The sequence below is a fragment of the Pseudomonas sp. FW305-70 genome (assembly GCF_058783925.1).
In genome coordinates this window covers 1-22,985 of record NZ_JBYSYZ010000056.1, presented here as the reverse complement: position 1 = coordinate 22,985, position 22,985 = coordinate 1, and the positions used below count along the sequence as shown (strand labels likewise).

General features: G+C 59.8%; 20 protein-coding genes. 15 read left to right on the top strand and 5 right to left on the bottom strand.

Features of this window, described 5'->3' with window-relative positions; genetic code table 11:
- Positions 1 to 444 precede the first annotated feature (444 nt).
- From AC3WN7_RS26555 to mrcB, 3 genes are read right to left on the bottom strand one after another with little or no spacing between them, the layout of a single operon-like run.
- A complete protein-coding gene (locus tag AC3WN7_RS26555; RefSeq protein WP_095965611.1) occupies positions 445 to 780 on the bottom strand; it encodes a YqcC family protein in 336 nt (111 codons plus the stop codon).
- Complete coding sequence (locus AC3WN7_RS26550; RefSeq protein WP_102675577.1) at positions 780 to 1,520, bottom strand: tetratricopeptide repeat protein; 741 nt, start codon at positions 1,518 to 1,520, stop codon at positions 780 to 782. The genes AC3WN7_RS26555 and AC3WN7_RS26550 overlap by 1 nt, the downstream gene beginning before the upstream one ends.
- Before the next feature lie 16 nt (positions 1,521 to 1,536).
- Positions 1,537 to 3,855: a penicillin-binding protein 1B gene (gene mrcB / locus AC3WN7_RS26545; protein ID WP_095965613.1), complete on the bottom strand. Its 2,319-nt coding sequence runs from the start codon at positions 3,853 to 3,855 to the stop codon at positions 1,537 to 1,539.
- A gap of 115 nt (positions 3,856 to 3,970) precedes the next feature.
- Between mrcB and AC3WN7_RS26540 the strand changes: the two genes are divergently transcribed.
- The 4 genes from AC3WN7_RS26540 (at position 3,971) to AC3WN7_RS26525 (ending at position 7,249) form a co-directional block, all read left to right on the top strand.
- Positions 3,971 to 5,527, top strand: a complete 1,557-nt coding sequence (locus AC3WN7_RS26540) for a bifunctional aminoglycoside phosphotransferase/ATP-binding protein (RefSeq protein WP_102675578.1) — start codon at positions 3,971 to 3,973, stop codon at positions 5,525 to 5,527.
- An 89-nt stretch (positions 5,528 to 5,616) separates the two neighbouring features.
- Positions 5,617 to 5,961, top strand: a complete 345-nt coding sequence (locus AC3WN7_RS26535) for a pentapeptide repeat-containing protein (RefSeq protein ID WP_102675579.1) — start codon at positions 5,617 to 5,619, stop codon at positions 5,959 to 5,961.
- Between the two features lie 241 nt (positions 5,962 to 6,202).
- A complete protein-coding gene (locus AC3WN7_RS26530) occupies positions 6,203 to 6,475 on the top strand; it encodes a TfoX/Sxy family protein (RefSeq protein WP_007971093.1) in 273 nt (90 codons plus the stop codon).
- A gap of 456 nt (positions 6,476 to 6,931) precedes the next feature.
- A complete protein-coding gene (locus AC3WN7_RS26525; RefSeq protein WP_015096854.1) occupies positions 6,932 to 7,249 on the top strand; it encodes a Rieske (2Fe-2S) protein in 318 nt (105 codons plus the stop codon).
- Here the strand turns inward: AC3WN7_RS26525 and sfsA are convergent.
- Both sfsA and AC3WN7_RS26515 read right to left on the bottom strand, forming a co-directional pair.
- The gene (gene sfsA / locus AC3WN7_RS26520) at positions 7,246 to 7,959 is read right to left on the bottom strand and encodes a DNA/RNA nuclease SfsA (protein ID WP_102675580.1); all 714 of its coding nucleotides are present in this window, start codon (positions 7,957 to 7,959) and stop codon (positions 7,246 to 7,248) included. The two genes, AC3WN7_RS26525 and sfsA, sit on opposite strands and share 4 nt — an antisense overlap.
- Positions 7,959 to 9,131, bottom strand: a complete 1,173-nt coding sequence (locus tag AC3WN7_RS26515) for a pyridoxal phosphate-dependent aminotransferase (protein WP_095965617.1) — start codon at positions 9,129 to 9,131, stop codon at positions 7,959 to 7,961. Before AC3WN7_RS26515 ends, sfsA begins: the two co-directional genes overlap by 1 nt.
- Before the next feature lie 335 nt (positions 9,132 to 9,466).
- On the opposite strand from AC3WN7_RS26515, the gene dksA reads away from it, so the two are divergent.
- The 11 genes from dksA to pgi all read left to right on the top strand — a co-directional run bounded on the left by dksA (position 9,467) and on the right by pgi (position 22,861).
- Positions 9,467 to 9,907 carry an RNA polymerase-binding protein DksA gene (gene dksA, locus AC3WN7_RS26510; RefSeq protein WP_007971100.1) on the top strand — a complete coding sequence of 147 codons (441 nt, stop codon included), beginning with the start codon at positions 9,467 to 9,469 and terminating at the stop codon, positions 9,905 to 9,907.
- A gap of 203 nt (positions 9,908 to 10,110) precedes the next feature.
- Positions 10,111 to 11,007, top strand: a complete 897-nt coding sequence (gene gluQRS, locus AC3WN7_RS26505; protein ID WP_095965618.1) for a tRNA glutamyl-Q(34) synthetase GluQRS — start codon at positions 10,111 to 10,113, stop codon at positions 11,005 to 11,007.
- A gap of 78 nt (positions 11,008 to 11,085) precedes the next feature.
- A complete protein-coding gene (locus tag AC3WN7_RS26500) occupies positions 11,086 to 11,262 on the top strand; it encodes a hypothetical protein (protein ID WP_003176118.1) in 177 nt (58 codons plus the stop codon).
- Positions 11,246 to 14,200 carry a sensor histidine kinase gene (locus AC3WN7_RS26495; protein WP_007971103.1) on the top strand — a complete coding sequence of 985 codons (2,955 nt, stop codon included), beginning with the start codon at positions 11,246 to 11,248 and terminating at the stop codon, positions 14,198 to 14,200. Before AC3WN7_RS26500 ends, AC3WN7_RS26495 begins: the two co-directional genes overlap by 17 nt.
- A gap of 22 nt (positions 14,201 to 14,222) precedes the next feature.
- Entirely contained in the window at positions 14,223 to 15,662 is a 1,440-nt protein-coding gene (locus AC3WN7_RS26490) for a sigma-54-dependent transcriptional regulator (RefSeq protein ID WP_095965619.1), read from the top strand.
- 831 nt (positions 15,663 to 16,493) lie between these two features.
- Positions 16,494 to 17,894 (top strand): polynucleotide adenylyltransferase PcnB, encoded by a 1,401-nt coding sequence (locus tag AC3WN7_RS26485; protein WP_173862160.1) that lies wholly within the window; start codon positions 16,494 to 16,496, stop codon positions 17,892 to 17,894.
- 3 nt (positions 17,895 to 17,897) lie between these two features.
- Positions 17,898 to 18,383: a 2-amino-4-hydroxy-6-hydroxymethyldihydropteridine diphosphokinase gene (folK, locus tag AC3WN7_RS26480; RefSeq protein WP_095965622.1), complete on the top strand. Its 486-nt coding sequence runs from the start codon at positions 17,898 to 17,900 to the stop codon at positions 18,381 to 18,383.
- A 364-nt stretch (positions 18,384 to 18,747) separates the two neighbouring features.
- Positions 18,748 to 19,548: a 3-methyl-2-oxobutanoate hydroxymethyltransferase gene (panB, locus tag AC3WN7_RS26475; protein ID WP_095965623.1), complete on the top strand. Its 801-nt coding sequence runs from the start codon at positions 18,748 to 18,750 to the stop codon at positions 19,546 to 19,548.
- Positions 19,545 to 20,405, top strand: coding sequence for a pantoate--beta-alanine ligase (gene panC, locus AC3WN7_RS26470; RefSeq protein ID WP_102675582.1), 861 nt, complete (start codon positions 19,545 to 19,547; stop codon positions 20,403 to 20,405). The genes panB and panC overlap by 4 nt, the downstream gene beginning before the upstream one ends.
- 186 nt (positions 20,406 to 20,591) lie before the next feature.
- Entirely contained in the window at positions 20,592 to 20,972 is a 381-nt protein-coding gene (gene panD, locus AC3WN7_RS26465; protein ID WP_003228271.1) for an aspartate 1-decarboxylase, read from the top strand.
- A 224-nt stretch (positions 20,973 to 21,196) separates the two neighbouring features.
- Complete coding sequence (gene pgi, locus AC3WN7_RS26460) at positions 21,197 to 22,861, top strand: glucose-6-phosphate isomerase (protein ID WP_015096864.1); 1,665 nt, start codon at positions 21,197 to 21,199, stop codon at positions 22,859 to 22,861.
- Positions 22,862 to 22,985: the final 124 nt, after the last annotated feature.

The following is a 22,985-nucleotide window of genomic DNA, read 5'->3' as shown; positions in this document are numbered from 1 at the left end:
AATGGGACGGGTCTTAATAGGTTTACTTCTCGGCAGAGCATGAGCGACGGTGGTCGCCGACTACGTCAGCACTGACTGAGCAAGTATTGGGATCGTCCCAAGTGTTGCGGGGCTTTCCCACCCAGCGCGAGGTAACGCGTTGCGGGTGTAACAGGTCGACGCGGATATGCGCCTCATGATCTGCTGAGAGGGTCTGCTTCTGGCAGTCCCTGTACAGCGGACTTTGGATTCTTCTGTTTCGCCCTTCGCAAGTCAAGTCGTCTATGAGCTTTATTCTACTAAGCACATGAGAACGCAAGAAAAAACCCGTAAATCAGCCCCGTGTTAGCTTCGATTGCGCAACTTTTGGCAAAAAATTGGCACGCGCATGCACTTACCCTGCAGTAGCCGACAAAATAGAGAGAGATTGTGGACAACTGCCAGCGGACGCTGGCAGCTTCTGACTCAGCGAGAGGCGCTGATCAACTGATCAAACTCTTTGAGCAATACCTGCAACTGCCGATCCTTGCCCTGGACATTGCGTCCGGCAAAGACCATTTCAGCCATTTCCTGAATGCCCGAAGCATTGGGTAGCGGCAAATCCTGCTCGAGGATCATCTTCATGCGCGGCAGGAAGATCCATTGCAGCCATTGCTCGAAATCCAGTGTATCGACCGAAAACGGCTCGACACTGGAAAGCGCTTCGGCCGATGGCGAGACTTCATCCCACCAGCCTTGCACCCGCAACTCGCGCTCGATCAACAACAGTTGATCGGCGATTTTCAGAAAGCGCGCATCCATCACAGCGTTACCTTGGCCTTCTGGCGCGCCAGTGCGGCGCCCTGGGAGTCACCCTGCTTTTCACGTGCCTGGGCAATCAGATCCCACAAGTTGGCCTGAAGGGCCGGACGCCCATTGGCCAACGTCAGCCCACGGCGAGCGAACTGCTCGGCCTGGGCTGCATCGCCTTGCGCCATCCGCACCTGCGCCAGACGGTACAGCACCTGCGGTTCACGCGGAGCAACGCGCTGGGCGCGTTCAAGGCTGGAAGAGGCACCATTGAGATCACCGCTCGCCTGTTGCTGCTGAGCGGTGGTCAGCAAAGCCAGTACCGGGCCGTCCAGCTGCTCGTCGGCAGAGAGCCCGCCCGAACTGGCCGACGGAATCCCGCTTGGCGACGACGGCATGCTGTAGCTGCCCTGGTTGATCGGCGCCGATTGTACCGGCGACGTGTCAATCGGCCCCGGCGTGATCGGCCCCGGGGTAATAGGCGTGGTGCTGATTGGCGTTGAAGTCGTTGCCGCGCCTGGCACCATCACCACGACGCCGCTGTCACCTTGCGGAATCGCCTGGGTCTGGGACGACTGACCTTGTACAGGACGCTTGACGGTCGTTTGGCGGAAGCCGCCATTGGCCGAGATGCGCTCACTGTTGGACACCGCGGTGCCGGAATCCACAACCGGAATCGAACCACGTTGGACGGAAGAACAGCCGCTGAGCAAAGCTACGGCGGCAACCGCTGGAATCAACCACTTGTTCACTTGAAACCCTCTTTGCTTAATTCATCCAGCCCTTGACCCAGTCCATCACCGACTCCGCAGGGTTTTCACCACCGCATGCGGCGCCGGGAGGCGGTTCGCTGCCGCGAATATACGGCATCTGCACGGCACCGGGGCAACCGGCGTCAGAACCTTGTCCGGTTCGCGAATCCACCCAGGCCTGAACGATATTATCCGGCTGCGGCATGTCCAGCGGCAACGGGTCGGCCTTGCGCATGAAGCTGGTCCAGACCTGCAAGGCCCCGGTGGCGCCAGTGAATGGCGTCTTGCCGTTGTCATCGCGCCCCAGCCAGACCACCGCCAGCAAGTCCTGGCTGAAACCGGCAAACCAACTGTCTCGCGAGTCGTTACTGGTGCCGGTTTTACCCGCGAGAGTCAGTGTTCTTGGCAACACGTTATAAACCGAGCTGCCGGTACCTTCTCGCATCACGCGCTGCATGGCGCTCTGGATCAGGTAAATGGAGGCCGGATCGAAACGCTGCTGAATCTGGAACGGGTAACGCTTGAGCGGCTCGCCTTCGGCGGTCAGTACGCTGCGAATCCCGCGCATCGGCGTATTGAAGCCACCGTTGGCGAGGGTCTGGTACATGGTCGCCACTTCGATGGGCGTCATCCCGCCAGCACCGAGCAACATCGACGGGAAGGCCGGGAATTCACGAGACACCCCCAGGCGTTCCACCGTCTTCAGGACGTTCGGCACACCGACCGCAAGGCCGAGACGCGCGGTCGACAGGTTGTAGGAATGCGCCAACCCCTGATAGAGGAAGACGGTACCGTGAGAACGACGATCATAGTTCTGCGGCTTCCAGACCTGGCCGTCGGCGCCCTTGACCGAGAAGGATTCGTCCGACAGCCAACTGGTCAACGTGTACTGGCTCGGTTTCTCCAGCGCGGTCAGGTACACAGCCGGTTTGATCAACGAGCCGATCGGCCGCACAGCATCCAGTGCCCGATTGAACCCGGCAAAACCGGCCTGACGACTGCCGATCATGGCCTGTACTTCGCCGGTCTCCGGGTTGGTCACGACCATGGCCGCCTCGACGTCATCGGAACCCTTGCGCCCGGCCAGGCGCTTGAAGGTGTCGTTGACCGAGGCTTCAGCCTTCATCTGCAGGATCGGGTCGAAACTGGTGAAGATGCGCAGGCCTTCCTCGGTCAAGTCTTCGTCGCGATAGTCTTCGCGCAACTGACGCTTGACCAGATCGAGGAATCCGGGGAACGAGCTGTCCGCCAGACTGCCGCGCTTGGTCACGCCCAGCGGCATTTTCTTCGCCGCCTCAACCTGCTCGGCAGTCGCGACGCCCTGCTCCTGCAGCACATCGAGTACCAGGTTGCGCCGCTCAAGGGCACGCTCCGGATAACGACGCGGGTTATAGGAAGACGGCCCTTTGACCATCCCCACCAGCAGTGCGACTTGATGCAGCTTGAGTTCGGCCAGCGGCTGGCTGAAGAAAAACTGGCTGGCCAGACCGAAACCGTGCACCGCGCGCTGACCGTCCTGCCCGACAAACACTTCGTTGAGGTAAGCCTCAAGGATTTCGCGTTTGTCGTAATGCAGCTCAAGCAGCAGCGCCATCATCGCTTCGGTGAGCTTGCGGCTCAGGCTGCGCTCGTTGGTCAGGTAGAAGTTCTTGACCAATTGCTGAGTCAGGGTACTGCCACCCTGACGCATGCGGCCGGATGAACCGTTGACCCAGATCGCTCGGGCGATCGACTTCGGCGAAACACCGAAGTGATGATAAAAATCACGGTCCTCGACAGCCACCAGCGTTTCCAGCAGATACGGCGGCACCTGATCGATCTTGATCAGAATCCGGTCTTCGAGGTTTTTCGGGTACAGGCCACCGATCAGAAGCGGCTCCAGGCGTACCACCGACAGCTTCGAGCCTTTGGGCCCCGCCAACTCGGCCACGTAATCGCCGGAGAAACGCACCCGCACCGGTTGCGCTTGCTCCATGCCTTCATAGAACTGGAAGCCACGGGTGTTCAGGTCAACGGTATTGCCGCTGACCGACGCCGCGCCCGGACCGTTGGCCACGCTTTCACGGCGATAGCCCAGGGCATCGAGCTCGGTCAGGAAATCATCCCTGCTCAGCTTTTGTCCGACGAACAGCTCGAGCGGACGTGCGTAAACCTTGGCCGGAATCGTCCAGCGCTTGCCGGAGAACTTCTCCTGGACGATTGCATCAAGGTAAACGGCGAATCCGGCCAGCACTACCAGGCCGACCAGACTGAGTTTAATGGCCCAGCCCAGCCACGGGCGCAGGCCCTTGGAGGGTGGTTTTTTGGGGGTGCGGGGAGTTCGAGTACGAGTCATGGCGGCGGATTATACGCACTTTATTCATACTCAACAGGAGCGCTCCGAGGTTTGCGTCAAGCGGACTTGCAGCCATAATGGCGGCCTTGATTTTCCAGACTCTGAAGGATCGCCTGTGAGCCAGACCTTGATCGCTGCCCTGCAAAACCCTGCCCTCTACCCGCACCCGGTAGAAGGATTCCAGGTCATCGAAACCCATATCTCCTGGGTCATTCTCACCGGCCCCTTCGCTTATAAAGTGAAGAAACCAGTCAACTTCGGTTTTCTCGACTTTACCGGCCTTGAGGCTCGCGAGCATTTTTGCGCTGAAGAGCTGCGCCTGAACCAGCGCCTGACCGACGATTTGTACCTGGAAGTGTTGCCCGTCACCGGCAGCGCCGAAGCTCCGCAATTGGGCGGCGAAGGGCCAGCCATCGAATATCTGCTGAAGATGCGCCAGTTCCCGCAAAGCGGCCTATTGAGCACCCTGCAAGCCAATGGCGAATTGACCACCGCGCACATCGACGAGATGGCCGAGCAAATCGCCCGCTTCCACCTCAGCGCCCCCAAAGTGCCGGCCGAGCACGAAGCCGGCACCCCGGACAGCGTCATGGCGCCGGTACGGCAGAACTTCGAGCAGATCCGCCCGTTCCTCAGCGATAAAGCCGACCTGTTGCAACTCGACGCCCTGCAAGCCTGGGCCGAAAGCAGCTTCGAACGCCTCAAACCACTGCTCGCCCAGCGCAAGGCCGAAGGCTTCATTCGTGAATGCCACGGTGACATCCACTTGGGTAACGCAACCGTGATCGACGGCAAGGTCGTGATCTTCGACTGCATCGAATTCAACGAACCCTTCCGTTTTACCGACGTTTATGCCGACACCGGCTTCCTGGCGATGGACCTGGAAGATCGCGGCCTGAAGTGCCTGGCGCGCCGTTTCGTCAGCCAGTACCTGGAGCTGACCGGCGACTATCGCGGCCTCGAGCTGCTGAACTTCTATAAAGCCTACCGCGCCCTGGTTCGCGCCAAGGTCGCCCTGTTCAGCATGCCGGCCGACGCCACTGCGGTGCAGCGCGCCACGACCCTGCGCCAGTACCGCAATTACGCCAACCTGGCGGAAAGCTACAGCACCATTCCTTCGCGCTTCATGGCCATTACCCACGGTGTTTCCGCTGTCGGTAAAAGCCATGTCGCCATGCGCCTGGTCGAAGCCCTGGGCGCGATTCGCCTGCGCTCCGATGTCGAGCGCAAGCGCCTGTTCGGCGAGCAGACCGTCGAGAATGATGTACAGGCCGGTATCTATAGTGCCGACGCCAGCGCGGCGACCTACGCCCGCCTGCACGAAATCGCCGACGTCATTCTGCGTGCGGGCTTCCCGGTAGTGGTCGACGCCACTTACCTCAAGCGCGAGCAGCGTGACAGTGCGGCGAAGGTGGCCGAGGCCACGGGTGCCCCCTTCCTGATCCTCGACTGCAATGCACCACAGGCCGTGATCGAAAGCTGGCTGGCCGCACGCCAGGCCGACAAAAAGGACCCGTCCGACGCCACGCTGGCCGTAATCGAAGCCCAACAAGCCAGCCGTGAAGCGCTGACCCCCGCAGAGATCCTCTGCAGCAAGCGCGTCCAGACCAATGAAAGCGGGACTCTCGATACCGTTGTGGAACAGATTCGCCAGCGCCTGCCGGGCCTGTAAAACTATTTCAGTCGTGAGGCCCTCGCTGGCCTCACGGCTGTTAAACAGTGGCACTATACTGGCGTCATAAAACCATCAGGTGATGCGACATGAGCCAGCCAAAACTTCTCGACACTCCGCTTTATGCCCTGCTGCACAAAGACGACATCAGAGGCTTCAACAGTGAGCGCCCCAAGGATGGCCCTATCGACATGGTGGGTGGCGATTTCCGGGGGCTTGACCTGCGCGAACTGAATGCCGACGGTGTGGACTTCAGCGACGCCTACTTCCGTTCCGCCGACTTGCGCGGCATCGATTTTCGCAACGCGAACCTGGAAGGCGCGAGCCTGGCCCACGCACAAATCTCCGGCACCTACTTTCCAGTGGAACTGAGTGCCGACGAAATCCTCATGTCGATGAACTTCGGCACGCGATTGCGCTACCGCACCCGCTGATCACTGTTGTCGGCTGACACGTCCAGTGCCCCCCATTGCGCTGGACTGCAGGGATATTCACTCGCCATCCCTGATTGCCCCTGCCTCTTCCTTGCGCGCGCGCCAACTTCCCCCCAGCCAACACTTTTCTCTTAGAAGCTTTTGCGTCGAAAACGAGCAAACAATCACGCTTTTCCTACTGATGGCTACACTCCTCAGAAGATTGCCCACGCTCTCCATTCGGCCATCGCAAGGAGGCTTGATGAATGATGAACTGCAACACCTGAAGAATCTTGGCAAGACGTCAGCGCAATGGCTGCATGCCGTGGGCATCCATAGCGCGTCGGACTTGCGTCGCCTCGGGGCGGTGGATGCTTATCGGGCCGTGCGTACGCGCGGTTTTCGGGCGTCCAAGGTGTTGTTGTACGCGATTGAAGGCGCCCTGATGGACGTTCACTGGAATGACATCCCGGCCGAGCGCAAGGAAGCGTTGAACAAACAGCTGGAAGCCATTTCTTCACGCCACAAGAATTGAGCCGACAAATATTTCCGAAGTTTTGCAACCTGAAACCCAATGATTACGGGGCCTGCAGCAGTAATTTTGGTGAATCGCCAAGAAATCAAAAAACAGCGGTTGACTTGGTAATGAGAATCGATATGATTATCACAACTGGTCGCGAGACTGGTCGATCTTCTGAAAAGCCCTTGGTTCGGACTCTCAGATTATCTCCTCATCAGGCTAATCACGGTTATTTGACCCGGCTCTTGCCGGGTCTTTTTTTGCCTGTGGAAAAGTACTGACGGGGCCCGGCGATACCGATCACCACAACGCGGGTGGTCAGACGCCTGACAGTTTCCCGGGCATCGAATGGTCAGGCCAAGTATCCTCGACAACAGGCACTTGTCCCCGGCGGGCAAGACGGCCATTTGATCGCATTTAACCGTCAAGCCCGGACAAATCCGGTCACGAGCTGCGGGACTGAGGATAGAGATGAAGTTGCTTTGCGCAGGCGCCGAACTGGTCAATGACAGCAGTCGCGGTTTCGATATTGACGGCCAAAAGCTTTTTGCGGTGCGCCGCAGCGGTCAGGTCCATGTCTACATCAATCGCTGCCCGCACCGGGGCGTCGCTTTGGAGTGGCATCCCGACCAGTTTCTCGACCCCAGCAACAGCCTGATCCAGTGCGCCACCCATGGCGCACTGTTCCTGATCGAAGACGGTGAATGCGTCGCCGGCCCTTGCGCGGGGCAAGCCTTGACCAGAGTGGCCTGTCGCGAGGACGAACAAGGGATCTGGATCAGCCTTTAGCCGCCCGGCAACACATCCAGACGCCGGTCGACCAGCATTTCTTCATGGCTCAACCGCACACCGTAAGCCAACACCTCGACCCCACATTCAATAGCCTCACGCAAGGCCTGCGCATAAGCCGCATCGATTTCCTGCGCCGGGCGTACGGCCTTGATGCCGGTCAGGCAAACACAGTACAACTGCACCGCGCGAATACCGTCCCTGGCCAAGTGGGCCAGCTCCCGCAGATGCTTGGCGCCACGCTGTGTGACCGCATCGGGAAACGCCGCCACCGCCGTACCGTCGAAACCCAGGGTCACGCTTTTGACCTCGACATAGGCAGGCCCTTCGGGGTAATCGAGCCGGAAATCGATACGACTGTTTTCCTGACCATAAGCCACTTCGCGCTTGAGCCCGGTAAAGCCGTTCAATTCGGTGATGACGCCCGCTCGCAGCGCCTCTTCGACCAAACCATTGGCACGGGCGGTATTCACACAAAACAGCCGACCTTGCGGGGTTTCGCCGATCTCCCAGGTGCCGGGCAACTTGCGTTTCGGGTCGTTGGAGCGGCTGAACCAGACCTGCCCGCCCTCGACCTGACAATTGAGCATCGAGCCTGTGTTCGGGCAGTGAATGGTCAGCAACTCGCCGTCAACGGTTTCGATATCGGCGAGAAAACGCTTGTAGCGTCGAATCAGGCGACCTTCTTCGAGGGGGGGATGAAATCGCATCAGCCTTGCCAGCTCCGCAACCCACGGGCAATGCGCTCGACCGCTTCCTGCAAACGCTCGAGATTTTGCGTATAGGCGAACCGTACATGATGCCCGGCCTGATAACGCCCGAAATCCAGCCCCGGGGTGAAGGCCACATGCTCGGTCTCGAGAAAATGTTTACAGAACGCGAAGGCATCGCCGCCGAACTTGCTGATATCGGCGTACAAGTAGAATGCTCCTTCCGGTTCCACGGCAATGCCGAAGCCCAATTCACGCAAGGCCGGCAGCAGGTAATCCCGACGCCGGCCAAATTCGGCGCGACGCTCTTCGAGAATGCTGATGGTTGCCGGTTCGAAACAGGCCAGCGCGGCGTGCTGCGCCATGCTTGGAGCACTGATGTAGAGATTCTGGGCGAGCTTTTCCAGCTCACCGACGGCAGCGTCAGGGGCGACCAGCCATCCCAACCGCCAACCGGTCATCCCGAAGTACTTCGAAAAACTGTTCAGCACGAAGGCACTGTCGTCGACTTCCAGCACGCTGGCCGCATCGGTGCCGTAGGTCAGGCCGTGATAGATCTCGTCGACCACCAGATGACCGTGGCGCTCCTTGATCGCGACAGACAATTTCGCCAGCTCCTCGCGGGTCAGGATCGTGCCGGTCGGATTGGCTGGCGACGCCACCAATGCGCCCACGCTGTCGTGGTCCCAGTGACGCTCGATCAGGCCAGGCGTCAATTGATAACGCACCTCCGGACCGACCGGTACCAATTGCGCCGCGCCTTCGACCAGTCGCAGGAAGTGCCGGTTACAGGGGTAGCCGGGGTCCGCCAGCAGCCAGTGCTTGCCGGGGTCGACCAGCAAAGCGCTGGCCAGCAGCAACGCGCCGGAGCCGCCGGGTGTTATGAGGATGCGCCGTGGGTCGATGTTCAAGCCATATCGCTGCTGATAAAAGCCCGAAATGGCCTCACGCAGCTCCGGAATGCCGCGCGCGGCGGTGTAACGGGTCTTCCCCGCTGTCAGCGCTGCCTGGCCGGCCTGGATGATCGGTTCGGCGGTGGTGAAGTCCGGCTCGCCGATTTCCAGGTGGATCACATCGTGGCCGGCGGCCTGCAACTCATTGGCCCGCGCCAGCAATGCCATGACATGGAAAGGTTCGATCGCGCGACTGCGGGCACTGTAGGACTGAGCCATTGGCCTTCCTTCAACTGGGGAAAAAAACCGATTCTACCCAAGCGCAGGAACGAGCGAGAACCTAAAGCGGTCAGAGGGCTTATAACCCTGACTGCAAACGATTCAAGCGTGTGCGCAAGGTTTGACTAAAATCAATAGTTGAGCAGGGTTCCGGAGCCGCCAGACAACGGTTTGTCATCCTTGGCAAGCACCATGAGCCGCAAGCTCGACATCCGGGAGTAGCGCGGCCCGAGTTGATCTGGTAAGTTCGCCCGCTTGCAGCCGCAGGGCCGGCAGGTGCCGGTGATGGAGCAATCCTGCGCAGATGGATTACAAGAGTAGAGGCGGTCTATTTCATGTCCACCCAAGCAAAGCAGCAAAACCAGGCAATCAGCGGCTTCGAGCCCTATGTTCAGAAAGCTGGCGAAGAGTACATGGGCGAGCCCATGCGCAAGCACTTCACCAAGGTCCTGAATCAGTGGAAAAAAGAGCTGATGGAAGGTGTCGACAAGACCGTGGACCACATGAAGGACGAAGCGGCCAACTTCCCTGATCCGGCAGACCGTGCCAGCCAGGAAGAGGAATTCGCTCTTGAACTGCGTGCCCGCGATCGTGAACGCAAGTTGATCAAGAAGATCGACAAGACACTTCAGCTGATCGAAGACGAAGAGTACGGCTGGTGTGAATCCTGCGGCATCGAAATCGGCGTCAAGCGCCTCGAAGCGCGCCCTACCGCCGACCTGTGCATCGACTGCAAGACCCTGGCGGAAATCAAGGAAAAGCAAGTCGGCAAGTAATTGCGACTTGAACGAAGAACGGAGCGTGCGAACGCTCCGTTTTTGTTTCTAAAATTCGCCTCGGCAGCAAACCTGTGGGAGCGGGCTTGCTCGCGAAAGCGGTGCATCAGCCTATATTGATGTCGAGGCTGATGGCCTCTTCGCGAGCAAGCCCGCTCCCACAAGGTGGTTAGCGCAAGCCTGGAAAAAGTAACACTGCCCTTATGACTGCCATCGCCTCATCCACCTACATCGGGCGCTTTGCCCCCACGCCCAGTGGCCATCTGCATTTCGGTTCTCTGGTCGCAGCGCTGGCCTCGTACCTTGATGCGCGCTCGGTGGGCGGACGCTGGCTGATGCGCATGGAAGACCTTGATCCGCCCCGCGAGGAACCCGGCGCCCAGGCGGCCATTCTCAAGGCCCTGGAAAGCTATGGCTTCGAGTGGGATGGCGACCTGGTTCGCCAAAGCGAGCGGCACGACGCCTACGCCGAGGTGCTCAATCGCCTGTTCAATCACGGCCTGGCCTACGCCTGCACCTGTTCGCGCAAACAGCTGGAACCGTATCACGGGATTTATCCGGGGCTGTGCCGCAATGCCGGCCATGGCGCCGATGATGCCGCCATCCGCCTGCGCGTACCGGAGCTGGAGTACCACTTCCTCGACCGGGTGCAGGGCGAGTACCGCCAGCACCTGGGCCGGGAAGTCGGCGATTTCGTGATCCGCCGCCGCGACGGGCTCTACGCCTATCAACTGGCCGTGGTCCTGGACGATGCCTGGCAGGGCATCACCGATATCGTTCGGGGTGCCGACCTGCTGGACTCCACGCCCCGCCAGTTGTACCTGCAAGAACTGCTCGGCCTGCCGCAACCGCGTTATCTGCATATCCCGCTGATTACTCAGCCTGATGGCCATAAGCTCGGTAAATCCTACCGTTCGCCGCCGTTGACCGAGGATCAGGCAACGCCACTGTTATTGCGGGCGCTGCGTGCACTGGGACAGAACCCGGGAACCGAACTGATTGATGCCACACCACGGGAAGTGCTGAACTGGGGCATTGCCCACTGGGATGCCTCGCTGATCCCGCGCACACTGAGCCTGCCCGAGGCACAGCTGTTGTGATCACACTTGCAGTGCCGCGCCCATCCGTTACCATCGCCGCACGTTTTCGGGCACGCACATAAAAAAAGAGAGGCCGGGATGTACATCTATCGCTTGGTCCTGCTTTTGGTAGTGGGCATTTACCTGTTTTCCCCGGCCATCATGGATTGGTGGATCGACGCCACTGGCGCCTGGTATCGCCCTTATCTGCTCTGGCTGATTCTGATCGTCGTGACCTTCATCCTGCAGAGCCAAAAAGATGCCGATGAGCTTTAGCCTGACCCAGATGATCCTGATCAGCGCCGCGTACCTGGCGGTGCTGTTCGGTGTGGCCTGGATCAGTGAACGGGGCATGATTCCCCGGGCGATCATTCGCCACCCGCTGACCTACACCCTGTCACTGGGCGTCTATGCCAGTGCCTGGGCGTTTTACGGCACCGTGGGCCTGGCCTATCAGTACGGCTACGGCTTTCTGTCCAGCTACCTGGGCGTTTCCGGGGCCTTTCTGCTGGCGCCGGTGTTGCTTTATCCGATCCTGAAGATCACCCGCACTTATCAACTGTCGTCCCTGGCGGATCTGTTTGCCTTCCGCTTCCGCAGCACCTGGGCCGGAGCGCTGACCACGATTTTCATGCTGGTCGGCGTATTGCCGTTGCTGGCCCTGCAGATTCAGGCGGTCGCCGACTCCATCGGCATCCTCACCCGCGAACCCGTACAAAATCGCGTGGCCTTGAGTTTCTGCGCACTGATCACGCTGTTCACGATTTTCTTCGGCTCCCGCCACATCGCCACCCGGGAAAAGCATGAAGGCCTGGTGTTCGCGATTGCCTTCGAATCGGTGATCAAGCTGATCGCCCTCGGCGGTGTCGGGTTGTATGCGCTTTACGGCGTGTTCGACGGCCCGCAACAGCTTGAGCTTTGGCTGCTGCAAAACCAGACCGCACTCGCGGCCCTGCACACGCCTTTGCAGGAAGGCCCGTGGCGCACCCTGTTGCTGGTGTTCTTCGCCTCGGCGATCGTGATGCCGCACATGTATCACATGACCTTCACCGAAAACCTCAACCCGCGCTCGCTGGTCAGTGCAAGCTGGGGCCTGCCGCTTTTCCTGCTGCTGATGAGCCTGGCGGTGCCGCTGATTCTATGGGCCGGCCTGAAACTGGGCGCCACCACCAATCCGGAATACTTCACCCTGGGCATCGGCATCGCCGCCAACAGCAAGGCGCTGGCGCTGCTGGCCTATGTCGGTGGGCTGTCTGCTGCCAGCGGTCTGATCATCGTCACCACGCTGGCGCTGTCCGGGATGGCCTTGAACCACCTGGTGCTGCCGCTGTATCAACCTCCGGCCGAAGGCAACATCTACCGCTGGCTGAAGTGGACCCGCCGGGCGCTGATTGTCGCGATCATCATGGCTGGCTACGGCTTCTACCTGATGCTCGGCGCCGAACAGGACCTGGCCAACCTCGGCATCGTCGCTTTCGTCGCCACGTTGCAGTTCCTGCCGGGCGTGCTCTCGGTCCTGTACTGGCCGACCGCCAACCGTCGCGGATTCATCGCGGGCTTGCTGGCGGGGATACTGGTGTGGCTGGTGACCATGTTGTTACCGCTGGTCGGTAACCTGCAGGGCTTCTACATTCCGCTGCTGAACATGATCTACGTGCTGGACGACACCAGCTGGCACATGGCGGCGATTGCCTCGCTGGCGGCCAACGTACTGATGTTCACCCTGATCTCGCTGTTCACCAACGCCAGCACCGAAGAGGCCAGCGCCGCCGAAGCTTGCGCCGTGGATAACGTGCGCCGCCCGCAACGCCGCGAACTGCACGCTGCCTCGCCCCAGGAGTTCGCCACGCAGCTTGCAAAACCGCTGGGGGCAAAAGCGGCGCAGAAAGAAGTGGAACAGGCACTGCGCGACCTTTATCTGCCATTCGACGAACGCCGACCCTATGCCCTGCGGCGCTTGCGTGACCGCATCGAAGCCAACCTCTCCGGCCTGATGGGGCCGAGCGTGGCCCAGGACATGGTCGAGACGTTCCTGCCTTACAAGGCAGGTGGCGAAAACTACGTGACTGAAGACATTCACTTCATCGAAAGCCGCCTCGAGGATTACCACTCACGCCTGACCGGCCTGGCCGCCGAACTCGATGCCCTGCGTCGCTATCACCGCCAGACCCTGCAGGAATTGCCGATGGGCGTGTGTTCGCTGGCGAAAGATCAGGAAATCCTCATGTGGAACAAGGCCATGGAGGAGCTGACCGGCATCGCCGCACAGCGTGTGGTCGGTTCGCGCCTGAGCACCATTGCCGATCCGTGGAAAGAACTGCTGCAAGGCTTCATCAATCTGCCGGACGAGCACTTGCACAAGCAGCACCTGGCCCTCGACGGCCAGACACGCTGGCTGAACCTGCACAAAGCGGCGATCGACGAACCCCTGGCGCCGGGCAACAGTGGCCTGGTGTTGCTGGTGGAAGACCTGACCGAAACCCAGATGCTCGAGGACAAACTGGTGCATTCCGAGCGCCTGGCGAGCATTGGTCGCCTGGCGGCCGGCGTGGCCCATGAAATCGGCAACCCGATCACCGGTATCGCGTGCCTGGCGCAGAACCTGCGCGAAGAACGCGAGGAAGACGGCGAGCTGAAGGAGATCAGCGGGCAGATCCTCGAACAGACCAAACGCGTGTCGCGCATTGTCCAGTCGCTGATGAGCTTTGCCCATGCCGGCAGCCATCAGCACAGCGACGAGCCCGTCTGTCTGGCCGAAGTGGCTCAGGATGCCATCGGCCTGCTGGCGCTGAACCGACGCAATTTCGAAGTGCAGTTCTACAACCTGTGCGACCCCGAGCACTGGGTCGAAGGCGACCCGCAACGGCTGGCCCAGGTGTTGATCAACCTGCTCTCAAACGCCCGTGACGCTTCGCCTCCCGGCAGTGCGGTGCGGGTCAAGAGCGAAGCCGGCGAACACACGGTCGATCTGATCGTAGAGGACGAAGGCAGCGGTATTCCGTCGAGCATCATGGACCGATTGTTCGAACCTTTCTTCACCACCAAGGACCCAGGCGAAGGCACCGGTCTGGGCCTTGCACTGGTCTATTCCATCGTTGAAGAGCATTATGGACAAATCACCATCGACAGCCCGGCTGATGTTCAAAGCCAACGCGGCACCCGAATCAGGGTTACCTTGCCGCGTCATGTCGAAGCGACGTCCGCTGTGAACTGAGACCGTCGAGAGTATCGAATCAATGCCGCACATTTTGATCGTCGAAGACGAAACCATTATCCGCTCCGCCTTGCGCCGCCTGCTGGAACGTAACCAGTACCAGGTCAGCGAAGCCGGTTCAGTGCAGGAAGCACAAGAACGCTTCACCATTCCCTCGTTCGATCTGATCGTCAGTGACCTGCGCTTGCCGGGCGCGCCTGGCACAGAGTTGATCAAGCTCGCCCAAGGTACGCCGGTGCTGATCATGACCAGCTACGCGAGCCTGCGCTCGGCAGTCGACTCGATGAAAATGGGTGCGGTGGATTACATTGCCAAGCCATTCGACCACGACGAAATGCTGCAAGCCGCCGCACGAATCCTGCGTGACCGACAAACGGCACAAGCCGGTGGTGAAGCGGTTGCCGGCAAAGCCGCCAACGGTGCAGCGAAATCCGGTGCCGACAACAGCAACGGTGAGATCGGCATTATCGGCTCATGCCCGCCGATGCAGGACCTGTATGGCAAGATCCGCAAAGTCGCGCCAACCGATTCCAACGTGCTGATCCAGGGCGAATCGGGCACCGGTAAAGAACTGGTGGCCCGCGCCCTGCACAACCTGTCCAGACGCGCCAAGGCACCGATGATTTCGGTGAACTGCGCAGCCATTCCGGAAAGCCTGATCGAGTCCGAACTGTTCGGCCACGAAAAAGGCGCATTCACCGGCGCCAGCGCCGGGCGCGCCGGCCTGGTGGAAGCGGCGGACGGCGGTACCTTGTTCCTCGACGAAATTGGCGAACTGCCTCTGGAAGCCCAGGCTCGCCTGCTGCGCGTATTGCAGGAAGGCGAAATTCGTCGCGTAGGTTCGGTGCAGTCGCAAAAAGTCGATGTGCGCCTGATCGCCGCGACTCACCGTGACCTCAAGAGCCTGGCGAAAATTGGCCAGTTCCGCGAAGACTTGTATTACCGCCTCCACGTCATTGCGCTGAAGCTGCCAGCCCTGCGCGAACGGGGTGCGGACGTCAACGAAATCGCCAACGCCTTCCTGGCACGGCAAAGTGCGCGAATCAACCGCACCGACCTGAAGTTCGCCGCGGATGCCGAGCAAGCCATTCGTCATTACTCCTGGCCGGGCAACGTTCGCGAACTGGAAAACGCCGTCGAGCGCGCCGTTATCCTGTGCGAAAGCCCGGAAATCTCCGCCGAGTTGCTGGGCATCGACATCGAGCTGAGCGACCTGGAAGATGACGAATTCATTGGCCTGCCCCCACAACAGGGCAACGGCAACGCCAGCAACAACAATCACGAGCCGACCGAAGACCTCTCCCTGGAAGACTACTTCCAGCATTTCGTCCTCGAGCATCAGGACCACATGACTGAAACCGAACTGGCCCGCAAACTCGGGGTCAGCCGCAAATGCCTGTGGGAACGCCGCCAGCGCCTGGGCATCCCGCGGCGCAAGACCGGGGTGGCCAGCGAAAGCTGAACCCCACCTGTCTCATGTGCGGGTAACACGTGACTTTGTGAAAAAACTGTTACCTCAGTTTTTTCACGTAACAGAAGCCGGGGCTTACGGTAACGAAGCCCCGGCTTTTTTTCGCCTTCTAAATGCCTGGCAACCGGTCTAACCCCTTGTTTTATTGGGTTTCGCAAAAGTTGGCACGCACCCTGCTATATGTTTGGTACAAGAACAATAACAAGCAATGCACAAGACAATAAAAATAAGACGAATCGACTCACGCACAATAAAAACAAGACGGCGAGAGGCGCAGCTAACTGATTCTTTTGGAGAGGCGTTGTATTTGGGGCTTGCCCCACGACCAGGCCGAGAACAACAAAAACTGTCCTAAGACAGAGCCTGTACTGGTTGGATCGAAAGATCACTGCAATTCAGCGACCAAAGCAATCCGTTTGCTCTTGGCTCCCGATTGGGAGGGTCATGAAGGAAAGCTTCATGGCAAGGGCACTTAACAAAAACAAAAAGCCCGAAACCAAAAATAAAAATAGAGCATGCAACTACTTCTTGGGGAGCTTCGGCTCCCCTTGTGGTTTCTGCGATTCACATCCCCACACCCACTTCCTGTACCTGTACCTGTACCTGTAGGAGCGAGCTTGCTCGCGAATAACCTGAAGGCGCAGTTGGGTATCTGGCTAAACGCGCCATCGTTCACGTCCATCGCGAGCAAGCTCGCTCCTACGGACCTACAGCTCATATCTGCTGTGTCCTACACCATCCCCCGACTAAATGCTAGAATCCCCGCCCATCATGCGGTCATTCTTCTGTTATGGCCGAATATTCCTTCAAACAGTGCATCCCATGCTGAAGAAGCTGTTCCAGTCATTCCGTTCTCCCAAGCGTCCTACGCAACACATTCGCAGCACGCCTGAAGTGCTCAACAGCGGCCAACACTCGCTGCAAAAGGCGCAATTCAGCCGCTACGCGGTGAATATCGTTGAACGCCTGCAGAGCGCCGGTTACCAGGCTTACCTGGTGGGCGGTTGCGTGCGCGACATGTTGCTGGGCATTACCCCGAAAGATTTCGACGTTGCCACCAGCGCCACACCCGAGCAGGTACGGGCCGAATTCCGTAACGCGCGAATCATCGGGCGTCGGTTCAAATTGGTGCACATCCACTTCGGTCGCGAAATCATCGAAGTCGCGACCTTCCGCGCCAATCACCCGCAAAACGAAGACGAGGAAGACAGCAACCAGTCTTCGCGAAACGAAAGCGGGCGCATCCTGCGCGATAACGTCTATGGCACCCTGGAAGAAGACGCGCAACGTCGCGACTTCACCATCAATGCCCTGTATTACGATCCGGTCAGCGAACGCATCCTCGACTACGCCAACGGCGTACACGACATCCGCAATCACCTGATCCGCCTGATCGGCGATCCGAAGCAACGCTACCAGGAAGACCCGGTACGCATGCTGCGGGCCGTGCGTTTCGCCGCCAAGCTGAACTTTGGTATCGAAAAACACAGTGCCCTGCCCATTCGCGACCTGGCGCCGATGCTGCGCGAGATCCCGTCGGCTCGCCTGTTCGAAGAAGTGCTCAAGCTGTTCCTTTCCGGACACGCCGCCGATACGTTTGAAATGCTGGTCGACTTGCAATTGTTCGATCCACTGTTCCCGGCCAGCGCCGAAGCACTGGAATACAACCCGACCTACACCCATACCCTGATCAGCGAAGCCCTGATCAATACCGACCTGCGGATCAAGCAGAACAAACCGGTCACCCCGGCGTTCCTGTTTGCAGCCCTGCTCTGGCCTGCCCTGCCGGCGCGCGTCCTGCGCCTGCAGGAGCGTGGAATGCCGCCGATTCCGGCGATGCAGGAAGCGGCGCATGAGCTGATTGCCGAACAGTGCCAGCGAATCGCGATTCCGAAACGCTTCACCATGCCGATCCGCGAGATCTGGGACATGCAGGAACGCCTGCCGCGCCGCAGCGGCAAGCGTGCCGATCTGTTGCTGGACAATCCGCGCTTCCGCGCCGGCTATGACTTCCTGCTGTTGCGCGAGAGTGCAGGCGAGCAGACTGACGGCCTCGGCGAATGGTGGACCGACTATCAGGACGCCAATGAAAGCGAGCGTCGCGACATGATCCGCGACCTCAGCGGCAAGGAAGAAGGCACCGGCGCCCCGCGCAAGCGTCGCCGCAGCGCTGGTTCCAAGCGCAAGCGCGCCGCCGGTGCTTCGAGCACCACGGGCGAGTAATCCATGGAACGCATCTACATCGGCATGGGCAGCAATCTGGCTGACCCTGCCGAACAATTGCGCAGCGCCGTCGAGGCGCTGGCGCAGTTGCCGCAATCGGAGCTGGTCGGGGTTTCTGCGTTTTATCAAAGTGACTCACTGCTTCCCGGACAACCGCGCTACACCAATGCGGTGGCCGCGCTCGACAGCACGCTGGCGCCACTGGAATTGCTGGATGCCTTGCAGGCCATCGAAAACGGCCAGGGTCGCGAGCGCCTTGAACGCTGGGGACCGCGTACGCTGGACCTCGACATCTTGCTGTTCGGTGATCGCCTGATCGACGAACCGCGCCTCAAGGTTCCCCACTACCACATGCAGGAACGGGCCTTCGTGCTATATCCGTTGGCCGAGCTGGCACCTGCTGACCTGCGATTGGCCGATGGCCGGACGCTAAGTGAATTACTCGCAGCCTGCCCGTTCGTCGGGTTGGAACGCCTGCTCCCGACGTGACACAAATCCCCTGTGGGAGCGGGCTTGCTCGCGAAAGCGGTGTATCAGTCAACATCAATGTTGAATGTGATACCCCCTTCGCGAGCAAGCCCGCTCCCACATTGGCTTTGTGTCGGGCACAAGATCTGCTGCTGAATCGCATCAGTTACTCCGGTAACACCCCACCCGTAACAATGCGGTAACACACGCAATTGACTTCCCTCGTTCTCCTCACGACTATAGGCGTCCCGCTGCCGCCTACACGGCGTTCAAGGGCGCAATCCAGGCCTTAAAAGCACGACGAAAGAGCGTGCGCCTGTATTCAACGAAGAATCACGCGCGTTACTCGCAGTAGTTTCCACAGCGCCTGAATGAGGAACTTTTCATGCCAGCCATCACCCTGACCACCCTGCAAGGTCTGAAGCAAAAAGGTGAAAAAATCACCATGCTGACCTGCTACGACGCAACCTTCGCCCACGCCTGCAACCAGGCCGGCGTCGAAGTGCTGCTGGTGGGCGACTCCCTCGGCATGGTTTTGCAGGGCCACGACAGCACCTTGCCTGTCACCACCGCAGAAATGGCTTACCACGTGGCTGCCGTCAAACGCGGTAACAGCGATGCCCTGATCCTCGCCGACCTGCCATTCATGGCCTATGCCACCACCGAACAAGCCATGACCAACAGCGCCCTGTTGATGCAGGCCGGCGCGCACATGGTCAAGGTCGAAGGAGCGTTGTGGCTGGCCGATTCGATCCGCCTGCTGGCCGAGCGCGGCATCCCTGTGTGCGCGCACATGGGCCTGACGCCGCAGTCGGTGAACATCCTTGGCGGCTACAAGGTCCAGGGTCGCAATGAAAACCAGGCGCGGCAGATGCGTGCCGACGCGATCGCCCTGGAACAGGCTGGCGCGGCCATGCTGTTGCTCGAATGCGTCCCGAGCGAGCTGGCAGAAGAAATCACCCAAGCGGTGAAGATTCCGGTGATCGGGATTGGCGCCGGCAATCGCACCGATGGCCAGGTGCTGGTTCTGCACGACATGCTGGGGCTGTCCATTACCGGCCGCGTGCCAAAATTCGTGAAGAACTTCATGACTGGCCAAACCAGCATTGAAGCTGCATTGAATGCCTACGTGACTGAAGTCAAGGCGGCGACTTTCCCTGGAATCGAACACGGATTCTCTGCATGAACACCGTAAAAACCGTACGTGAACTGCGGGCCGCTGTAGCCCGTGCCCGTAGCGAAGGCAAACGCATTGCCTTTGTGCCGACCATGGGCAACCTGCACAGCGGCCACGTTGCGCTGGTGACCAAGGCCTCCCAACGGGCGGACTTCGTGGTGGCGAGCGTCTTCGTCAACCCGCTGCAATTCGGTGCTGGCGAAGACCTCGACAAGTACCCGCGCACCCTCGCCGCCGACCAGGAAAAACTGCTCCAGGCCGGTTGTCATCTGCTGTTCGCGCCAACCGTCGAGGAGATGTATCCCGACGGCATGGCCGGCCAGACCCGCGTCAGTGTCCCGCAATTGTCCGAAGGCCTGTGTGGCGCAAGCCGGCCAGGGCACTTCGAAGGCGTGGCGACGGTGGTCAGCAAGCTGTTCAACATGGTCCAGCCGGACCTGGCAATCTTTGGCGAGAAGGACTTCCAGCAACTGGCGGTGATTCGCGCGCTGGTACATGACCTGAACATGCCGATCCAGATCATCGGCGAGCCGACCGTACGGGCGGCCGATGGCCTGGCGCTGTCGTCGCGCAACGGTTTCCTCAACGAAGAGCAACGCGCTGTGGCACCGGTGGTCTACCGCACGCTGAATGCGATCAGCGAGGCGATCAAGCAGGGCGAACGCGATTACCCGGCGCTGATCGACACGCAGGTCAAACAGCTCGAAACGGCTGGCCTGCGTCCTGACTATCTGGAAATCCGCCATGCCCTGACCCTGCGCCCGGCGACGGCGCAGGATCGTGACCTGGTGATTCTGGTGGCGGCGTTCCTCGGTACGACGCGGTTGATCGACAACCTGCATCTGAACCTCGACGCGCCAATCTAGACAACAAAAAAAAACCTGTGGGAGCGGGCTTGCTCGCGAAAGCGGATGTTCAGTCACAACAGTTTTGCCTGATCAACCGCTATCGCGAGCAGGCTCGCTCCCACAGGGGTTCTGCTGCGCACATACAGACCTTACTGACGCCCACAAACCCTTCGGGCCACTTGCCCGCCGACCTGGGAAACATTCATGCACGCCATCATGCTCAAAGCCAAGCTGCATCGCGCCGAAGTCACCCACGCTGTACTCGATTACGAAGGCTCCTGTGCCATCGACGGTGAATGGCTGGACCTGTCCGGCATCCGCGAGTACGAACAGATCCAGATCTACAACGTCGACAACGGCGAGCGCTTCACCACCTACGCCATCCGTGGTGAAGAAGGTTCGCGCATGATCTCGGTCAACGGCGCCGCGGCGCACAAGGCCAAGGTCGGTGATCGCGTGATCATCTGCGCTTACGCTCATTACAGCGAAGCCGAACTGCTCAACTTCAAGCCGCGCATGCTCTACATGGCACCAGGCAATGAACTGAGCCACACCAGCAATGCCATTCCGGTCCAGGTCGCCTGATCCGAGCCCTGTCTCTTCCGTTTGTCGGACCATTCCTAACTTCGATGTTAAAAAAGTACCGGAAACAGGTCAGACAAAGTCAAGACAGATCATTGCGCGGGGTTTACTGTATTCGCCCTGCGCCATGAAATCGTGTCGACGCAGTTGACCGGAACGCCCATCCATTGCGCTCCGGGATTTTTAGTGTTCAAAAGGCCGTTCAAGTAAAAAGGAAAACCGCAGCGATGGCGTATTACCGCACTCCTCACGACGTTACCGCTCTGCCCGCCTGGCAAGCGTTGAATGACCACCGCCAAGCCATGCAGGATTTCAGCATGCGCGAAGCCTTCAATGCCGATCCGCAGCGTTTTACTCAATTCACCCTCAGCAGTTGCGGCCTGTTTCTCGACTACTCGAAAAACCTGATCAACGCCGAGACCCGTAATCTGCTGGTGGGCCTGGCCAACGAAGTCGACCTCAAGGGCGCGATCAAATCGCTGTTCGACGGCGAAATCGTCAACTCCTCTGAAGGCCGTCCGGCCCTGCACACAGCCCTGCGTCGCCCGGTTGGCGACAAGCTGTCGGTCAACGGCGTCAACGTGATGCCGGAAGTGCACAAGGTGCTGAACCAGATCACCGACCTCGTGGGTCGTATCCATGACGGTCTGTGGCGCGGCTACACCGAGAAGCCGATCACCGACGTGGTGAACATCGGCATCGGTGGCTCGTTCCTCGGCCCGGAACTGGTGTCCGAAGCCTTGCTGTCCTACGCCCAGAAAGGCGTGCGTTGCCATTACCTGGCAAACATCGACGGCAGCGAGTTCCACGAACTGACCATGAAACTGCGTGCCGAAACCACGTTGTTCATCGTTTCGTCGAAATCCTTCAATACCCTCGAAACCCTGAAAAACGCCCAGGCCGCCCGTGCCTGGTATCTGGCCCAGGGGGGTTCGGAAGCCGAGCTGTATCGCCATTTCATCGCGGTATCGAGCAACAACGCCGCCGCCGTAGCCTTCGGTATCCGCGAAGAAAACATCTTCCCGATGTGGGACTGGGTCGGTGGCCGCTACTCGCTGTGGTCGGCCATCGGCTTGCCGATTGCCCTGGCCATCGGCATGTCCAACTTCAAGGAACTGCTGTCCGGTGCCTACACCATGGACCAGCACTTCCAGAGCGCACCGTTCGAACAGAACATGCCGGTGCTGCTGGCATTGCTCGGCGTGTGGTACGGCAACTTCTGGGGCGCGCAAAGCCACGCGATCCTGCCATACGATCACTACCTGCGTAACATCACCAAGCACCTGCAACAGCTGGACATGGAATCCAACGGCAAAAGCGTGCGCCAGGACGGCAAGCCCGTGTCCACCGACACCGGGCCGGTGATCTGGGGCGGTGTCGGCTGCAACGGTCAGCACGCCTACCACCAGCTGCTGCACCAGGGCACCCAACTGATTCCGGCGGACTTCATCGTGCCGATCGTCAGCTTCAACCCGGTGTCCGACCACCACCAGTGGCTGTACGCCAACTGCCTGTCGCAAAGCCAGGCGCTGATGCTCGGCAAGACCTTGGCCGAGGCCGAAACCGAGCTGCGCGACAAAGGCATGAGTGAAGCCGACGTACACAAACTCGCGCCGCACAAGGTGATCCCGGGCAATCGTCCGAGCAACACCCTGGTGGTCGAGCGCATCAGCCCGCGTCGCCTCGGCGCACTGGTGGCGATGTACGAACACAAAGTCTTCGTGCAAAGCGTGATCTGGGGCATCAATGCCTTCGACCAGTGGGGCGTGGAGCTGGGCAAGGAGCTGGGCAAGGGTGTCTACAACCGCCTGGTCGGCAGCGAAGAAACCCCGGCCGAGGACGCCTCGACTCAAGGGCTGATCAACTACTTCCGCGGTCGTCACCGCGGGTGATTTGAAGCCTGCCCACAAAGTGTGTATTGAGTACAAACTTTGTGGGCAACGAATATCCAGTGTGGGAGCGGGCTTGCTCGCGAAGGGGCCGGTACATTCAACAACCTTGTTGACTGTGCCGGCC

What these genes read in the sequence shown, in the direction of transcription:
- AC3WN7_RS26485 (WP_173862160.1), top strand. Translation starts at nt 16,494, where the DNA reads ATGCTGAAGAAGCTGTTCCAGTCATTCCGTTCTCCCAAGCGTCCTACG.
- gluQRS (WP_095965618.1), top strand. Translation starts at nt 10,111, where the DNA reads ATGACTGCCATCGCCTCATCCACCTACATCGGGCGCTTTGCCCCCACG.
- AC3WN7_RS26500 (WP_003176118.1), top strand. Translation starts at nt 11,086, where the DNA reads ATGTACATCTATCGCTTGGTCCTGCTTTTGGTAGTGGGCATTTACCTG.
- panD (WP_003228271.1), top strand. Translation starts at nt 20,592, where the DNA reads ATGCACGCCATCATGCTCAAAGCCAAGCTGCATCGCGCCGAAGTCACC.
- dksA (WP_007971100.1), top strand. Translation starts at nt 9,467, where the DNA reads ATGTCCACCCAAGCAAAGCAGCAAAACCAGGCAATCAGCGGCTTCGAG.
- folK (WP_095965622.1), top strand. Translation starts at nt 17,898, where the DNA reads ATGGAACGCATCTACATCGGCATGGGCAGCAATCTGGCTGACCCTGCC.
- pgi (WP_015096864.1), top strand. Translation starts at nt 21,197, where the DNA reads ATGGCGTATTACCGCACTCCTCACGACGTTACCGCTCTGCCCGCCTGG.
- AC3WN7_RS26515 (WP_095965617.1), bottom strand. Translation starts at nt 9,131, where the DNA reads ATGGCTCAGTCCTACAGTGCCCGCAGTCGCGCGATCGAACCTTTCCAT.
- AC3WN7_RS26530 (WP_007971093.1), top strand. Translation starts at nt 6,203, where the DNA reads ATGAATGATGAACTGCAACACCTGAAGAATCTTGGCAAGACGTCAGCG.
- AC3WN7_RS26525 (WP_015096854.1), top strand. Translation starts at nt 6,932, where the DNA reads ATGAAGTTGCTTTGCGCAGGCGCCGAACTGGTCAATGACAGCAGTCGC.
- mrcB (WP_095965613.1), bottom strand. Translation starts at nt 3,855, where the DNA reads ATGACTCGTACTCGAACTCCCCGCACCCCCAAAAAACCACCCTCCAAG.
- panC (WP_102675582.1), top strand. Translation starts at nt 19,545, where the DNA reads ATGAACACCGTAAAAACCGTACGTGAACTGCGGGCCGCTGTAGCCCGT.
- AC3WN7_RS26495 (WP_007971103.1), top strand. Translation starts at nt 11,246, where the DNA reads ATGCCGATGAGCTTTAGCCTGACCCAGATGATCCTGATCAGCGCCGCG.
- sfsA (WP_102675580.1), bottom strand. Translation starts at nt 7,959, where the DNA reads ATGCGATTTCATCCCCCCCTCGAAGAAGGTCGCCTGATTCGACGCTAC.
- panB (WP_095965623.1), top strand. Translation starts at nt 18,748, where the DNA reads ATGCCAGCCATCACCCTGACCACCCTGCAAGGTCTGAAGCAAAAAGGT.
- AC3WN7_RS26490 (WP_095965619.1), top strand. Translation starts at nt 14,223, where the DNA reads ATGCCGCACATTTTGATCGTCGAAGACGAAACCATTATCCGCTCCGCC.
- AC3WN7_RS26555 (WP_095965611.1), bottom strand. Translation starts at nt 780, where the DNA reads ATGGATGCGCGCTTTCTGAAAATCGCCGATCAACTGTTGTTGATCGAG.
- AC3WN7_RS26535 (WP_102675579.1), top strand. Translation starts at nt 5,617, where the DNA reads ATGAGCCAGCCAAAACTTCTCGACACTCCGCTTTATGCCCTGCTGCAC.